Here is a 14,239-nt window from a genome sequence, read left to right as displayed (position 1 = left end):
ATTCCCCCTGTTACCTTGTCGCCCGTGAAGAACGACCGACGCCTGCGCACCCTCGTCGTGGACGGGACGCCCTGGCTGTGGACCGTGCGGCAGCGGGCGCGGCCCGCCTACGAGGACTGCCGGCTGACGCTCGCGTTCTGGTCCGCGGACCGGTCGCGCCGGGAACGGCCGCGGCTCGCGATCGTGTTCGCGCCGACCGGGACCGGCGTCATCTCGAACGACCGGTTCGAATCGGGCACCGTGATCCGGATGCCCGACCAGCACCATCTCAACCTGTACGAGCCGGGGACGGCGTGCCGTCTCCTCCGGGCCGCGCAGGGCGTCCTCGGGCAGGACGTCCCGGAACGGGACACCGAACTCGACGGGTGGGCGCTCGCCGGGCCGATCATGGACGCGACCCGCTACGGGACCGACTACGCGGCGGCGGCCAGCCGTTCAAGCGCCTGAGGCGCCTCGTCGATCGAGTCGACGAGCGCGACCCGCGCCGCCATCGCGCGGCCCTCGGCGAGGGCCGTGAGGAGCGGCCAGGCCGGCAGGCGGTCGGTCCAGTGGGCGCGGTTCACCAGGACCATCGGGGTCGGGGCGCCGTGGGAGGCGTAGTAGTTCGGGGTCGCGTTGTCGAAGATCTCCTGGACCGTGCCGGCCGCGCCCGGCAGGAACACCACGCCCGCCGTCGAGCGGGCGAGCAGCCCGTCCTCGCGGGTCGCGTTGGCGAAGTACTTGCCGATCCGCGACGCGAAGGCGTTCGGCGGCTCGTGGCCGTAGAACCAGGTCGGGATGCCGGCCGAGTCGCCGCCGCGCGGCCACCGGGCCCGTACCTCGAAGGCGGCCCGCGCCCAGTCGGTGACCGACGGCGTGAAGGACGGGGCCTTCGCCAGGAGTTCCAGGGCCTCGCCGAGGACCGGGTCGGGCAGCGGGGCGGCGTAGGCGCCGAGGTTCGCCGCCTCCATGGCGCCGGGGCCGCCGCCCGTCGCCACCGTCAGGCCCGCCCGGGTCAGCGAGCGGCCCAGCCGGGCCGCGCCCGCGTACTCCGCGCTGCCCCGGCCCATCGCGTGCCCGCCCATCACGCCCACCACCCGCGCGCCGGCCAGCGCCTCGTCGAGGGCGTCCGAGATCGCGTCGTCGTGGAGCGAGCGCAGCATCGAGGAGAAGATGTCGCCGTCCCCGCGGGTCCGCCGGAACCAGGCGTACGAGCGGGCGTCCGGGGTCTCCTCGTACGGCCGGCCCGCGATGCCCTCGTAGAGCTCGTCGGGGGAGTAGAGCCGGGCCCGGTACGGGTCGAACGGCAGGTCCGGCACGGGCGGGAACACCAGCGCCCCGTCGGCCCGCACCTTCGCCGCCGCCTCCGGCGCCATCGCGCAGCCCAGGAACACGGCGTCGGCCGTCGACTCGGCGAGCAGCGCGAACGTGCGGTCGGTGAGGTCCACCGACTGGATCCGGTGCCCGCGCAGCGAGCCGCGTGCGCCGAGCGCCGCGTCGAACTCGTCGAGGGAGTGGATCTCCCGCTCGTGCCCGCGCGGCCGGGCCGGCCTCCCCAGGGGCTGGGTCATGGGCCCACGATAGGCCGGGGGCCGCCGCCGGGCCTGTCCGGCGGGGCGCGGCCTAGGCCCCCGATCCCTCGGGCCCCGCAGGGGGCCTCAGGCCTCAGCCCCGCAACGGCACCGCCGCCAGCGCCCCCACCGCCCACGTCAGCGGCACGAACACCGCGAGCAGCACGCCCGCCCGCAGCAGCGCCGTGGTGCGCAGGACCGTGGGTGGGGCGCCGAGGCGGAGGAGGGCCTCGGTGGTGTGGGTGCGGGCCTGCTTGGACTCCAGGGCGGCGGAGAGCAGCGTCGCGGTGGTGCAGCCGACGACCACGGTCACGCCGAGCCAGGACAGCGGGCCGAGCTCGCCGCCGTACAGCGCGTAGCCGGCGACCGCGCCGGAGCCGACCGCGGAGACCACGCCCAGCGGGCGGCCGATGCGGCGGGCCTCGTCCATGAGAACGCGGCCGGCGAGCAGGCGTACGGCGCCGGGGCGGACCAGCTGGAGCAGGCGGCCGCAGCCGTGGGTGATGCCGGGGCCGGCCATCGCCAGGCCGACCGCGGTGAGCACCCAGCCGGCCAGGACCCCGCCGCCGTCGCCGCGGGCCGCGTACGTCTCGACGGCCAGGCCCACGGCGAGCAGGGCCACGCCCCAGGGCAGGCCCGCGGTCGCGGACCGTACGGCGGGGGTCTCCGCGGCCTTCCGCGGGCGCAGCGCGAGGCCGGCCGCGGTGGCGCCCGCCACCGGGACGACGGCGAGGAGGGTGAGGGCCGCGGCGAGCGGGAGGGGCTGGTCGGCGGCGAGCAGCTCTGCGGCGGCGCCGTCGAAGGGCAGACCGGTGATGTCGCCGCGCAGATGCAGATAGAAGAGCAGGGCGACGGCCGAGCCGAGGGTGCAGGCGACGGCGGTGGAGGTCGCGGCGATCGCGGTGAGCCGGGCCGGGCCGAGGCCGATCGCGGACAGGCCGGGGCGCGGCCGGATGCTGGGGTCGGTGCGGGCCACCGCGACCGCGAACTGCACCGTCGCGGCGAGCGGCAGCGCGCACCACAGCAGGCGCAGCACGGCGGCGGAGGAGTCCCGGGGGTGGCCGACGGCGTAGCCGAGGGTGCACAGGAGCAGGAAGCCCACCCCGGCGGCGGCCGCGGCGACGAGCAGGCGGCGCAGCTGCACGACGGGGTGGGTTCCGCGGACTAGACGGAGAGCGAGCACGCGGTGACGCCCTCCGCCCCGGTGGCCGGCGGTACGGCGCCGACGCGGCGCCCGTCGAGGAGCGCGACCGTGCGGTCGGCGAGCGCGGCGACCTCGGGGTCGCCGCTGGCGAGCAGCACGGTGATGCCGTGCGAGCGGGCCGCGGCGGTCAGCGTGCGCAGCACCTGAGCGCCGTCGGCGCGGTGCAGGGTCGCGGTCGGCTCGTCGGCGAACAGCACCGAGGGGGTGGTGACCAGGGCGCGGGCGATCGCGATCCGCTGGCGCTGCGACTGGGTGAGGGCGTGCGGGCGCTGCCTGGCGGCGGCGCCGGTGTCGAGCCGCTCCAGCCACTCGACGGCGGCGGTGCGGGCGGCCCGGTGGGACACGCCGCGGAGCAGCAGCGGCAGGGCGGCGTTCTCCCAGCCGGTGAGTTCGGGGACGAGCCCGGGCTCGGGGTCGATCCAGCCGAAGCGCTCGCGCCGCAGCCGTTCGCGCTGGGCCCGGCTCATGGTGTGCACGGGGGCGCTGTTGAACCAGACCTCGCCCTCCTGGGCGACGGTCTGGCCGGACAGGCAGCGCAGCAGGGTGGTCTTGCCGCTGCCGCGGGGTCCGGTGACGGCGAGGATCTCGCCTTCGCGCGCGCCGACGGACACTCCGGTCAGCACGTCCGAGCCGCCCAGGGCGCAGCGCAGGGAACGCGCCCAGAGCACGTCGTTGTCCGGTGGGGCCACCATCGCGTACACCTCGATGTCGGATCTGTCGTGAGTTCCCCCGTACGGGGGAACGAGGAGACGGGCCTGTGGGTCACGTGGGTCACTCGGCACCGTAAGGATTCAGATCCGCTTGTACGGACAGCACGCGGCCCGGGCCGCCGCCATCCACTCGGATGGCGGCATGCCCGGGCCGGGGGCACACCGTGAGGGCGGTGTGATGCTGCGGGACCGTCAGAGCTTGGTCCACGCCTCGGTGAGGGTGGCGCGGAGGATCTGCTCGATCTCGTCGAACGTGGACTGGTCCGAGATCAGCGGCGGAGCCAGCTGGATGACCGGGTCGCCGCGGTCGTCGGCACGGCAGTACAGGCCGTTGTCGAAGAGCGCCTTGGAGAGGAAGCCGTACAGGACGCGCTCGGTCTCCTCGTCGTTGAACGACTCCTTGGTGGCCTTGTCCTTGACCAGCTCGATGCCGTAGAAGAAGCCGTTGCCGCGGACGTCGCCGACGATCGGCAGGTCGTGCAGCTTCTGCAGCGTGGAGAGGAAGTTGCCCTCGTTGTCGAGGACGTGCTGGTTCAGCTTCTCCTTCTCGAAGATGTCGAGGTTGGCGAGGCCGACGGCGGCGGACACCGGGTGGCCGCCGAAGGTGTAGCCGTGCAGGAAGGTGTTGTCACCCTTGTAGAACGGCTCGGCCAGGCGGTCGGAGACGATGCACGCGCCGATCGGGGAGTAGCCCGAGGTCATGCCCTTCGCGCAGGTGATCATGTCCGGCACGTAGCCGAACTTGTCGCAGGCGAAGGTGGTGCCGAGGCGGCCGAAGGCGCAGATGACCTCGTCGGAGACGAGCAGCACGTCGTACTGGTCGCAGATCTCGCGGACCCGCTGGAAGTACCCGGGCGGCGGCGGGAAGCAGCCGCCGGCGTTCTGCACCGGCTCCAGGAAGACGGCCGCGACGGTGTCGGGGCCCTCGAAGAGGATCTGCTGCTCGATCTGGTCGGCGGCCCAGCGGCCGAAGGCCTCCGGGTCGTCGCCGAAGATCGGGGCGCGGTAGATGTTGGTGTTCGGCACCTTGTGGGCGCCGGGCACCAGCGGCTCGAAGGGGGCCTTCAGACCGGGCAGACCGGTGATGGACAGGGCGCCCTGCGGGGTGCCGTGGTAGGCGACCGCACGCGAGATGACCTTGTACTTGGTGGGCTTGCCGACCAGCTTGAAGTACTGCTTGGCGAGCTTCCAGGCGGTCTCGACGGCCTCGCCGCCGCCGGTGGTGAAGAACACCTTGTTCAGGTCGCCGGGGGCCTCGTTGGCGAGGCGCTCGGCGAGCTCGACGGCCTTGGGGTGGGCGTAGGACCACACCGGGAAGAAGGCGAGCTCCTCGGCCTGCTTGCGGGCCGTCTCGGCGAGCTCGGTGCGGCCGTGACCGGCCTGGACCACGAACAGGCCGGCGAGGCCGTCGAGGTACTTCCTGCCCTTGTCGTCGTAGATGTAGGTGCCCTCACCGCGGACGATGGTGGGGACGGGGCTGTGCTCGTACGACGACATGCGGGTGAAGTGCATCCACAGGTGGTCGTAGGCGGTCTTCGAGAGGTCCTTGCTCACGGCTATCGGGTTCCCCACATATAGGTCTGCTTCTTGAGCTTCAGGTAGACGAAGCTCTCGGTGGAGCGCACCCCGGGGAGGGTGCGGATGCGCTTGTTGATCACATCCAGGAGGTGGTCGTCGTCCTCGCAGACGACCTCCACCATGAGGTCGAAGGAGCCCGCGGTCATCACCACGTACTCGCACTCGGCCATGGCCGTCAGCGCGTCCGCAACCGGATCCAGGTCACCCTCGACGTTGATGCCGACCATCGCCTGGCGCCGGAATCCCACGGTGAGCGGGTCGGTGACGGCGACGATCTGCATGACGCCCTGGTCGAGCAGCTTCTGGACGCGCTGCCGTACGGCCGCCTCGGACAGGCCGACGGCCTTGCCGATGGCGGCATAGGGACGGCGCCCGTCCTGCTGGAGCTGTTCGATGATCGCCAGGGAGACGGCGTCGATCGTCGGGGACGAACCGCTTCCGGTTCTGGAGTCTGTGCTTCGACTGGCCACGACTTCACTGTGCACCGAACCTGTCGTTCTCGCAACCCCGAAGCGATGAAATTCGTTGTTCAAGGCTCTCGATCACACTGAATCCGAAGTTGGCGAGGGTCGGGCCTGTTGAAAGCGTCAGTGGACCGACTAGGCTGAGGTGTCTCGCACATCGGGACGCCGCACGACGGAGTGCGGAGACAGAACGTGACAGGAGGGGTGGCAAGTGACCACCGAGCTGCGCCGGCTGCGCAACTACATCAACGGGGAGTTCCGGGACGCGGCCGACGGCCGCACGATCGACGTGATCAACCCGGCCACCGGCGAGGTGTACGCCACCTCCCCGCTGTCGGGCCAGGCCGACGTCGACGCCGCGATGGAGGCCGCCGCGGCCGCCTTCCCCGCCTGGCGCGACACCACGCCCGCCGAGCGCCAGAAGGTCCTCCTGAAGATCGCGGACGCCTTCGAGGAGCGCGCCGAGGACCTGATCGCCGCCGAGGTCGAGAACACCGGCAAGCCGGTCGCCCTCACCGCGAGCGAGGAGATCCCGCCGATGGTGGACCAGATCCGCTTCTTCGCGGGTGCCGCCCGGCTCCTGGAGGGCCGCTCGGCCGGCGAGTACATGGAGGGCATGACCTCGATCGTCCGCCGCGAGCCGGTGGGCGTCTGTGCCCAGGTCGCGCCGTGGAACTACCCGATGATGATGGCCGTGTGGAAGTTCGCCCCGGCGCTCGCCGCGGGCAACACGGTCGTCCTGAAGCCCTCGGACACCACCCCGGCGTCGACCGTCCTGATGGCCGAGATCATCGGCCAGATCGTCCCCAAGGGCGTCTTCAACGTCATCTGCGGCGACCGCGAGACCGGCCGCGCCATGGTCGAGCACCCGACCCCGGCGATGGCCTCCATCACCGGCTCGGTCCGGGCCGGCATGCAGGTCGCCGAGTCGGCGTCCAAGGACGTCAAGCGCGTCCACCTGGAGCTCGGCGGCAAGGCCCCGGTCGTCGTCTTCGAGGACACCGACATCGAGAAGGCCGTCGAGGACATCTCCGTCGCCGGCTTCTTCAACGCCGGCCAGGACTGCACCGCCGCCACCCGCGTGCTCGTGCACGAGTCCATCCACGACGAGTTCGTCGCCGCCCTCGCCAAGGCCGCCGCCGAGACGAAGACGGGTCAGCCGGACGACGAGGACGTGCTCTACGGCCCGCTCAACAACGCCAACCAGCTGAAGCAGGTCTCCGGCTTCATCGACCGCCTCCCGGCGCACGCCAAGGTCGAGGCCGGCGGCCACCGGGTCGGCGACAAGGGCTACTTCTACGCCCCGACCGTCGTCTCCGGCCTCAAGCAGGACGACGAGATCATCCAGAACGAGGTCTTCGGCCCCGTCATCACGGTCCAGTCCTTCACCGACGAGGCCCAGGCCCTCGACTTCGCCAACGGCGTCCAGTACGCCCTGGCGTCCTCGGTCTGGACGAAGGACCACTCCCGCGCGATGCGCATGTCCAAGGCGCTCGACTTCGGCTGCGTGTGGATCAACACCCACATCCCGCTGGTCGCCGAGATGCCCCACGGCGGCTTCAAGAAGTCCGGCTACGGCAAGGACCTCTCGGCGTACGGCTTCGAGGACTACACGCGCATCAAGCACGTGATGACCTCGCTCGGCTGACCCTTCCCGGCCCCGCGACGCGGCCCCGGCACCCTGACCGACAGGGCGCCGGGGCCGCGCCCGTCGGTGGCGGCCGCGCCCGACGGGGCGGCGCTGCTCCGCGCGATCCGGGAGTCCTGATCCACGCGCGCGTGATAAGCCGTACGCATGACCGATACGGGGATCGACTCAGCCGTCACCTATGGACTGTTCGCCGCCTGGGCGCTGCACGACACCGAGGAGGTGGTGTACGGGCCGCGCTGGATGCGGGAGAACCTGCCGCTGCTCCGAGAGCGCTTCCCGGGTGCGCCGGAGGCGGTGTGGAAGGCGCTCGGTTCGGTCGACGACCGTGAATTCCGGGCCGCCGTCGGCGTGATGGCCGCGATCGTCGGCTCCGCCGCCGTCGCCGGACACCGCACGGGCGGGCGGTCCGCCTTCTATCAGGGCGCGTTGAACGGCTTCGGCCTGCACGGCCTGGTGCATCTCGCGCAGGCCGCCGCCGTCCGCGGGGTGACTCCCGGCTCGGTCACCTCGCCGCTGCTCGTCATCCCCTTCACCCTCTGGGCGCGCGGCCGGCTGCGCCGCGCCGGGGTGCTGCGGCCCACCCGGGGCCGGGACGTGGTGGTCGGACTCGCGCTCGCGGGCGGGGCCACCGTCGTCTCGCACGCGGTGGCGCGCCGGCTCACTCGGGGGGCCCGTTTTTGAACGCGTTCATGAGAGGCGTACGCTGCCTTCCATGAGCGACACGAACGGGCCCAGAGCCCTCCTCAAGCGCATCCGCGTCTGGCTGGTCGTCTTCATCGTCTGTCTGGTGCTCAGCGGGGCCACCGCGTTCCCGCTGGTCACCGAACTCCGCCTGGTCGACGGGGCCCTGGACGGCTGGGCCGCCCCGGTCGCCGACGTCTTCCCCGGCCTCGCCGAGTGGATATCCCGGGTGCGGACCGGCGTGGAGGGGGCCGATGCCCAGGCCCCGTACCTCCTCTACGGCACCGACTGGCTGGCCTTCGCCCACCTTGTCATCGCCGTCGCCTTCTACGGGCCCTACCGCGACCCGGTCCGCAACATCTGGGTCATCGAGTTCGGCATGATCGCCTGCGTCGGCATCATCCCGCTCGCCCTGATCTGCGGGCCGGTCCGCGACATCCCCTTCTGGTGGTCGGTGATCGACATGTCCTTCGGGGTCTTCGGCATCCTGCCGCTGCTCGCCGTCCGCCGCCTCATCAAGCGCCTCGAAGCCCTCCAAGCCCTGGAGGCCCTCGAAGCCCCGGAGCCGGTCACGCCGACGGCAGCCCGTACGTCGCCGGCATGAGAGCCATCGCCACCTTGTTCATGTCCTGGCCCTTGGCGTCGGTCGAGTTGACGCTGTAGACCGGGGTCCGCTCGCCGTGGCGGTCGAGGCGATGGCCGCGTCGCAGCCCCAGCGGCCACCGGTCCTGCCCCACACCTCGCGCCCGCCGGCTGGCCCTGGAGGGCCTCAGGGCTTGCGGGCCACCGCGCCGTACTGGGCCACGTCCGCCGCCTCCGGCGCCCGCCAGCGGGCGCAGGACACGATGCCCGGCTCCAGGACGTCGAGGCCGTCGAGGAAGGAGGCGAACTCGGCGCGGCTGCGGGCGGTGATCGGCGGGGTGGCGTTGGCGTTCCAGAACTCCATGGCCGCCACGTTGGCCTCGCCGCCCACCTCGGGGTCGTACGTCGGATGGGTGACGACCAGGTAACTCCCGGACGGCACCGCGGCCATGAGGGTCCGGACCACCGCGCGTGCCTCGTCGAGGTCCAGGACGAAGTTGAGGATGCCCAGTATCAGCACCGCGACCGGGCGGGTGAGGTCGAGCGTGCCGGCGGCCGCCGCGAGGATCCGCTCGGGGTCCCGGGCGTCCGCGTCCACGTACTCCGTGGCGCCCTCCGGGGTCCCGGTGAGCAGCGCGCGGGCGTGGGTGAGGACGATCGGGTCGTTGTCGACGTAGACGATCCGGGAGTCCGGCGCGATCCGCTGGGCGACCTCGTGGGTGTTGTCGGCGGTCGGCAGTCCGGTGCCGATGTCCAGGAACTGGCGGATGCCGGCCTCGGCGGTCAGCTGGGTCACCGCCCGGCCCAGGAACGCGCGGTCCGCGCGGGCGACCGCGCCGATACCGGGATGGAGGGCGGTCACCCGGTCGCCGACCGCCCGGTCCACCGGGTAGTTGTCCTTGCCGCCGAGCCAGTAGTTCCACACGCGCGCGTTGTGCGCGATGTCGGTGCGGATCCTGTCGTTCATCGACGGCTCGTTCATCCACGGCCCTTTCGCAAGACGGCGGCCAGCGCGTCGACCCGATTGGTCGTGATCGAATCGACCCCGTTCCCGATCAGCTTACGCAAGTTCCGCTTCGTGTCGGGGGTCCACACCGAGACAAGCAGCCCGGCCCGGTGCACCCGCTCGACCAGCTGCCGACTCGCAAGGCCGAAGCGGTAGTTGAGCCACCTCGGGCGCACCGCGTCGAGCAGCACCGGGCGCGGCGGCGCCAGCGAGTTCCAGGTCAGTGCGATCTCCGCGCCCGGGTCGGCGGCCCGCACGTCGAGCATGGCCGTGCCGCCCGCGCAGTAGTAGACGCGCTCGCCCGCGCCGCACTCGCGCACCGTGTCGACGATCGTCCGCACCGAGGCGGTGTTCCCGCCGGGCAGGTCCAGCATCAGCCGGTGCGGGCCCGCCGCGATCAGCGCCTCGCGCAGCGTCGGCACCCCGTCCTCGGTGAGCTCCCGCAGCTCGGCCAGGGGCACCGCGGACAGCGGCCGGTCGAACCCCCACAGCCGCTTCAGGGTGTCGTCGTGCAGCAGGACCGGGACGCCGTCCGCGGTCAGCCGGACGTCGACCTCCACCGCGTCCGCGCCCCGCTCGAACGCCGAGACGATCGAGGGGACGGTGTTCTCGCGGACGCGGTACGGGTCGCCGCGGTGGCCTACGACAGTGACGGGGTTCATGGCCCCATTCTCCCGGGCGTCAGGCCGACAGCCAGCGCTCCGTGTACGTGTCGATCTCCTCGGTGAGCCGCGCCTTGCCTGCCTCGTCGAGGAAGGAGGCCTCCACCGCGTTCTTCGCGAGCGCCGCGAGACCGCGCTCGTCCAGATCGAGCAGCCGGGCCGCCACCGCGTACTCGTTGTTGAGGTCCGTGCCGAACATCGGCGGGTCGTCGCTGTTAATCGTGACGAGCACCCCGGCCTCGACCATCTGCCTGATCGGGTGGTCCTCCAGGCGCTCCACGGCGCGGGTCGCGATGTTCGAGGTGGGGCACACCTCCAGCGCGATCCGGTGCTCCGCCAGGTACTTGAGCAGCTCCGGGTCCTTGACGGAGCTGGTGCCGTGGCCGATGCGCTCGGCGCCCAGCTCGTTCAGCGCGTCCCAGACCGTCTCCGGGCCGGTGGTCTCGCCGGCGTGCGGCACGGACCGCAGCCCGGCCGCCCGCGCCCGGTCGAAGTACGGCTTGAACTGCGGGCGCGGCACACCGATCTCCGGTCCGCCCAGACCGAACGAGACCAGACCCTCGGGCCGCAGCTCGACGGCGAGCCGCGCCGTCTCCTCGGCCGCCTCCAGACCCGCCTCGCCGGGGATGTCGAAGCACCAGCGCAGCACCACGCCGAGCTCCTTCTCGGCCGCGAGCCGGGCGTCCTCGATGGCGGCCATGAAGGCGCGCTCGTCGATGCCGCGACGGGTCGAGCTGAACGGGGTGATGGTCAGCTCCGCGTAGCGGATGTTCTGCCGGGCCATGTCCCGGGCCACCTCGTAGGTGAGCAGCCGCACGTCCTCCGGGGTGCGGACCAGGTCCACGACGGAGAGATAGACCTCGATGAAGTGGGCGAAGTCGGTGAACGTGAAGTAGTCCGTCAGGGCCTCGGGATCGGTCGGAACCTTGGAGTCCGGGTGACGGGCCGCCAGCTCGGAGACGATGCGGGGCGAGGCGGAGCCGACGTGGTGGACGTGCAGCTCGGCCTTGGGCAGCCCCGCGATGAAGGCGTGAAGGTCGGTCATCCGGTCATCGTAGGCCGGGGGCCGGACACCGGGGCGTTCCCCCGGACGGGGGAGGTCGTAGCATGGCGTGACCACGATGGGGGAGGCACATGTCCGAGAACAGAGACCAGCCGGCGGACCCGTGGGCGCCGCCGAACCAGGACGGCGTCGAGCTGAGCAAGCCCACGCCGCCCACGGTCCACGACCAGCCGACCATGGCCTCGATGCCGGGCGCCGAGCTGCCTCCGCCGCCCGCCGCGCCGGGGGGCGGCTTCGGGTACCCGACCGCGACACCGACGCCCACGCCCGCGGCCGGCACGCCCGGGTACGGCTACCCGCCGGCGTCGGCGCCCACCCCGTACCCCGGTTACGGAGCGGGTTACGGCGGTCAGCCGCCGGGCTGGGGCCAGGCCCCGTCCAACGGCCTCGGCACGGCCGGCATGGTCGTCGGCATCATCGCCGTGGCCATCTTCTGCTTCTACGGGCTGCCCAGCCTGCTCCTCGGCGTCCTCGCCCTGATCTTCGGCATCATCGGCAAGAAGCGGGTGTCGCGCGGTGAGGCCACCAACAGCGGCCAGGCCACCGCGGGCATCGTCCTCGGTGCCATCGGCATCGTGCTCGGCATCGTGATGGCCGTCTTCTACGGCTGGATCATCGCCAACGCCGACGAGTGGGAGGACAGCGGCAAGGACCCCTGGGACACCTCGCTCGTCGTCGAGGAGCGCTTCTAGCGCCTTACGCGTGACCTGGGACGGGGGCCGCTCGCGCGGCCCCCGTCGTCGTCTCCGGTCCCGGTCCCGGACCCGGACCCCGGGCCCGTCGCCGGCCCCGCTCACCGCAGCCGCTCGCGCGCCTCCATCAGGGCGAAGCCCAGCAGGTTCTCACCGCGCCACCGGTCCGGGGCCATGGCGGCCGGATCGTCCGCCGCCAGACCGATGCCCCAGATCCGGTCCACCGGGCTCGCCTCCACCAGGACCCGGGTGCCGGTGCCGAGCAGGAAGGCCTTCAGGGCCTCGTCGGAGCCGAACTTGTGGACGCTGCCCGCCACGACGATGCCGAAGCGCTCGCGCCGCCAGACCTCCTCGTCGAAGCCGCGCACCAGCCGGCCGGCCTTCTTCGCCTGCGCCGGCGAGGCCGCGGCGAGGGCCGCCCGCTCCGCCTCCGGGTCGTCGAACAGGCGCGCCTTGTGCGCCATCATCCAGTGCTCGGCGGTCGCGTAGCGCACGCCGTCCACCACGAAGGGCGCCGGCCACCACTGGCTCAGACAGCTCGCCGACAGACGCCCGGAGGGGTGCGGGCGGTGTCCCCAGAAGTGCAGCCACTTCACCCGCTGTCCGCTTCTGACCTGCTGTTTCAATGAGTCGAGAGCGATCGGTTCGTTCATGCAGGCCACTGTTCCAGTTGCCACGGACAGTCCGTACGGCATTTTCCCGCCGTCCTCGACACATTGATCGACCGAATCCGTCGCGTAACCAAAAGGCAACAACGGAATCACTTGTTGGACGGGATGCCCTCTGCCAGGATCGGCACTCAACTCGAGCTGGAACAACGGAGAGCGTCATGGGCAACCGCTTCCAGGTGTCGGACCGCTTCGCGGACGGCGCGCAGTACATCGGCGGGCGGCTCCGCCCCGGAACCTCGGACCGGGACCACAGCGTCGTCGACCCGGCGACGGGCGAGAACGTCCTCACGTACACCCTCGCCTCGGCCGACGACGTCGACGCGGCGGTGGCCGCCGCGACCGAGGCCTTCCCGGGCTGGGCGGGCGCCACCCCGGGCGAGCGCTCCGACGCGCTGCACCGCTTCGCCGGGGTCCTCGCCGAGCGGGCCGAGGAGTTCGCCCGGGTGGAGTCCCTCCAGTGCGGCAAGCCCATCAAGCTCACCCGCGAGTTCGACGTGCCCGGCACCGTGGACAACACCGCCTTCTTCGCGGGCGCCGCCCGGCACCTCCAGGGCCAGTCGGCCGGCGAGTACTCCGGCGACCACACCTCGTACGTACGGCGCGAGGCGATCGGCGTCGTCGGCTCCATCGCCCCGTGGAACTATCCGCTGCAGATGGCCGCCTGGAAGATCCTGCCGGCCGTCGCCGCCGGCAACACCGTCGTGCTCAAGCCGGCCGAGCTGACCCCGCTGACCTCGCTGATGTTCGCCCAGGCGGCCACCGAGGCCGGCCTTCCCGACGGTGTGATCAACATCGTCAACGGCGCCGGGCGGGTCGCCGGCGAGCACCTGGTCGGACACCCCGGGGTCGCCATGACCTCCTTCACCGGCTCCACCGGCGTCGGGAAGCGGGTCGCGGAGATCGCCACGTCCACCGTCAAGCGGCTCCACCTGGAGCTGGGCGGCAAGGCCCCGTTCCTCGTCTTCGACGACGCCGACCTGGAGGCCGCCGCGCACGGCGCCGTCGCCGCCTCCCTGATCAACAGCGGCCAGGACTGCACCGCAGCCACCCGCGCGTACGTCCAGCGGCCGCTGTTCGACGCCTTCGTCGCCCGGGTCGCCGAGCTGATGGAGACGGTGCGCCTCGGGGACCCCTTCGACCCGTCGACCGACCTCGGGCCGCTCGTCAGCCACGCCCAGCGCGACCGGGTGGCCGGCTTCGTGGAGCGGGCCCGGGCGTACGCGACCGTCGTCACCGGCGGCGAAGCCCCTGGTGGCGAGCTGAAGAGTGGCGCATACTACCGACCCACCCTGATCACCGGCGCCCCGCAGGACAGCGAGGTCGTGCAGTCGGAGATCTTCGGGCCGGTCCTGGTGGCCCTGCCCTTCGACGGCGACGACGAGGGCATCCGGCTCGCCAACGACACCCCCTACGGCCTCGCCGCCTCCGCCTGGAGCCGCGACGTCTTCCGGGCGAACCGGGCGACCCGCGAGATCAAGGCCGGCTGCGTCTGGGTCAACGACCACATCCCGATCATCAGCGAGATGCCCCACGGCGGCTACAAGGCCTCGGGCTTCGGAAAGGACATGTCGGCGTACTCCTTCGAGGAGTACACGCAGGTGAAGCACGTGATGTTCGACAACACGGCGGTCGCCGCGAAGGACTGGCACCGCACGATCTTCGGGGACCGATAGCAACAGCGCCGTCCGACCAGCGGCACACCCACACCCACCCGGAAGGGCACAG

General features: G+C 72.1%; 15 protein-coding genes and 1 pseudogene. 6 read left to right on the top strand and 10 right to left on the bottom strand.

What is annotated here, in order from left to right:
- Nucleotides 1–24: 24 nt before the first annotated feature.
- A complete protein-coding gene (locus tag AB0M18_RS24795; protein ID WP_365761569.1) occupies nt 25–447 on the top strand; it encodes a hypothetical protein in 423 nt (140 codons plus the stop codon).
- On the opposite strand, the gene AB0M18_RS24790 is transcribed toward AB0M18_RS24795, so the two are convergent.
- The 5 genes from AB0M18_RS24790 to AB0M18_RS24770 form a co-directional block, all read right to left on the bottom strand.
- Complete coding sequence (locus AB0M18_RS24790; protein ID WP_365761567.1) at nt 414–1,550, bottom strand: LOG family protein; 1,137 nt, start codon at nt 1,548–1,550, stop codon at nt 414–416. The genes AB0M18_RS24795 and AB0M18_RS24790 overlap by 34 nt on opposite strands.
- Before the next feature lie 94 nt (nt 1,551–1,644).
- Complete coding sequence (locus AB0M18_RS24785; protein ID WP_365761565.1) at nt 1,645–2,733, bottom strand: hypothetical protein; 1,089 nt, start codon at nt 2,731–2,733, stop codon at nt 1,645–1,647.
- The gene (locus AB0M18_RS24780; RefSeq protein WP_365761563.1) at nt 2,715–3,446 is read right to left on the bottom strand and encodes an ATP-binding cassette domain-containing protein; all 732 of its coding nucleotides are present in this window, start codon (nt 3,444–3,446) and stop codon (nt 2,715–2,717) included. The genes AB0M18_RS24785 and AB0M18_RS24780 overlap by 19 nt, the downstream gene beginning before the upstream one ends.
- A 210-nt stretch (nt 3,447–3,656) precedes the next feature.
- Entirely contained in the window at nt 3,657–5,036 is a 1,380-nt protein-coding gene (locus AB0M18_RS24775; RefSeq protein ID WP_365761561.1) for an aspartate aminotransferase family protein, read from the bottom strand.
- A complete protein-coding gene (locus tag AB0M18_RS24770) occupies nt 5,021–5,527 on the bottom strand; it encodes an Lrp/AsnC family transcriptional regulator (RefSeq protein WP_365761559.1) in 507 nt (168 codons plus the stop codon). Before AB0M18_RS24770 ends, AB0M18_RS24775 begins: the two co-directional genes overlap by 16 nt.
- A gap of 190 nt (nt 5,528–5,717) precedes the next feature.
- Here AB0M18_RS24770 and AB0M18_RS24765 point away from each other — a divergent pair, with 190 nt between their 5' ends.
- The 3 genes from AB0M18_RS24765 (at nt 5,718) to AB0M18_RS24755 (ending at nt 8,442) form a co-directional block, all read left to right on the top strand.
- Entirely contained in the window at nt 5,718–7,154 is a 1,437-nt protein-coding gene (locus AB0M18_RS24765; RefSeq protein WP_365761557.1) for a gamma-aminobutyraldehyde dehydrogenase, read from the top strand.
- A gap of 147 nt (nt 7,155–7,301) precedes the next feature.
- On the top strand, nt 7,302–7,838 hold the full coding sequence (locus AB0M18_RS24760; protein ID WP_365761555.1) for an HXXEE domain-containing protein: 537 nt from the start codon (nt 7,302–7,304) through the stop codon (nt 7,836–7,838).
- A 31-nt stretch (nt 7,839–7,869) separates the two neighbouring features.
- Entirely contained in the window at nt 7,870–8,442 is a 573-nt protein-coding gene (locus AB0M18_RS24755; RefSeq protein WP_365761553.1) for a hypothetical protein, read from the top strand.
- On the opposite strand, the pseudogene AB0M18_RS24750 reads toward AB0M18_RS24755, so the two are convergent.
- The 4 genes and pseudogenes from AB0M18_RS24750 to AB0M18_RS24735 form a co-directional block, all read right to left on the bottom strand.
- A pseudogene (locus tag AB0M18_RS24750) lies at nt 8,408–8,589 on the bottom strand (peptidase); the annotation flags it as partial. The gene AB0M18_RS24755 and the pseudogene AB0M18_RS24750 overlap by 35 nt on opposite strands.
- 18 nt (nt 8,590–8,607) lie before the next feature.
- Nucleotides 8,608–9,387, bottom strand: coding sequence for an SAM-dependent methyltransferase (locus AB0M18_RS24745; protein WP_365761551.1), 780 nt, complete (start codon nt 9,385–9,387; stop codon nt 8,608–8,610).
- A gap of 11 nt (nt 9,388–9,398) precedes the next feature.
- Complete coding sequence (locus AB0M18_RS24740; protein ID WP_365761549.1) at nt 9,399–10,088, bottom strand: glycerophosphodiester phosphodiesterase; 690 nt, start codon at nt 10,086–10,088, stop codon at nt 9,399–9,401.
- A gap of 19 nt (nt 10,089–10,107) precedes the next feature.
- Nucleotides 10,108–11,133, bottom strand: a complete 1,026-nt coding sequence (locus AB0M18_RS24735) for an adenosine deaminase (protein ID WP_365761547.1) — start codon at nt 11,131–11,133, stop codon at nt 10,108–10,110.
- An 89-nt stretch (nt 11,134–11,222) separates the two neighbouring features.
- Here AB0M18_RS24735 and AB0M18_RS24730 point away from each other — a divergent pair, with 89 nt between their 5' ends.
- Nucleotides 11,223–11,843 (top strand): DUF4190 domain-containing protein, encoded by a 621-nt coding sequence (locus tag AB0M18_RS24730; RefSeq protein WP_365761545.1) that lies wholly within the window; start codon nt 11,223–11,225, stop codon nt 11,841–11,843.
- A 101-nt stretch (nt 11,844–11,944) separates the two neighbouring features.
- On the opposite strand, the gene AB0M18_RS24725 is transcribed toward AB0M18_RS24730, so the two are convergent.
- Nucleotides 11,945–12,496 carry an NADAR family protein gene (locus AB0M18_RS24725; protein ID WP_365761543.1) on the bottom strand — a complete coding sequence of 184 codons (552 nt, stop codon included), beginning with the start codon at nt 12,494–12,496 and terminating at the stop codon, nt 11,945–11,947.
- Between the two features lie 176 nt (nt 12,497–12,672).
- Between AB0M18_RS24725 and AB0M18_RS24720 the strand changes: the two genes are divergently transcribed.
- The gene (locus AB0M18_RS24720) at nt 12,673–14,187 is read left to right on the top strand and encodes a gamma-aminobutyraldehyde dehydrogenase (RefSeq protein WP_365761541.1); all 1,515 of its coding nucleotides are present in this window, start codon (nt 12,673–12,675) and stop codon (nt 14,185–14,187) included.
- The last annotated feature ends 52 nt before the right edge of the window (nt 14,188–14,239 follow it).

The organism is Streptomyces sp. NPDC051909 (assembly GCF_040681095.1).
Taxonomy (GTDB): domain Bacteria; phylum Actinomycetota; class Actinomycetes; order Streptomycetales; family Streptomycetaceae; genus Streptomyces.
This window is presented reverse-complemented; position numbering and strand designations above follow the sequence as displayed.

Bases quoted from the DNA above. Each gene is read 5' to 3' on its own strand.
- AB0M18_RS24790 (WP_365761567.1), bottom strand. From the start codon at position 1,550: ATGACCCAGCCCCTGGGGAGGCCGGCCCGGCCGCGCGGGCACGAGCGG.
- AB0M18_RS24780 (WP_365761563.1), bottom strand. From the start codon at position 3,446: ATGGTGGCCCCACCGGACAACGACGTGCTCTGGGCGCGTTCCCTGCGC.
- AB0M18_RS24760 (WP_365761555.1), top strand. From the start codon at position 7,302: ATGACCGATACGGGGATCGACTCAGCCGTCACCTATGGACTGTTCGCC.
- AB0M18_RS24755 (WP_365761553.1), top strand. From the start codon at position 7,870: ATGAGCGACACGAACGGGCCCAGAGCCCTCCTCAAGCGCATCCGCGTC.
- AB0M18_RS24745 (WP_365761551.1), bottom strand. From the start codon at position 9,387: ATGAACGACAGGATCCGCACCGACATCGCGCACAACGCGCGCGTGTGG.
- AB0M18_RS24740 (WP_365761549.1), bottom strand. From the start codon at position 10,088: ATGAACCCCGTCACTGTCGTAGGCCACCGCGGCGACCCGTACCGCGTC.
- AB0M18_RS24735 (WP_365761547.1), bottom strand. From the start codon at position 11,133: ATGACCGACCTTCACGCCTTCATCGCGGGGCTGCCCAAGGCCGAGCTG.
- AB0M18_RS24730 (WP_365761545.1), top strand. From the start codon at position 11,223: ATGTCCGAGAACAGAGACCAGCCGGCGGACCCGTGGGCGCCGCCGAAC.
- AB0M18_RS24725 (WP_365761543.1), bottom strand. From the start codon at position 12,496: ATGAACGAACCGATCGCTCTCGACTCATTGAAACAGCAGGTCAGAAGC.
- AB0M18_RS24720 (WP_365761541.1), top strand. From the start codon at position 12,673: ATGGGCAACCGCTTCCAGGTGTCGGACCGCTTCGCGGACGGCGCGCAG.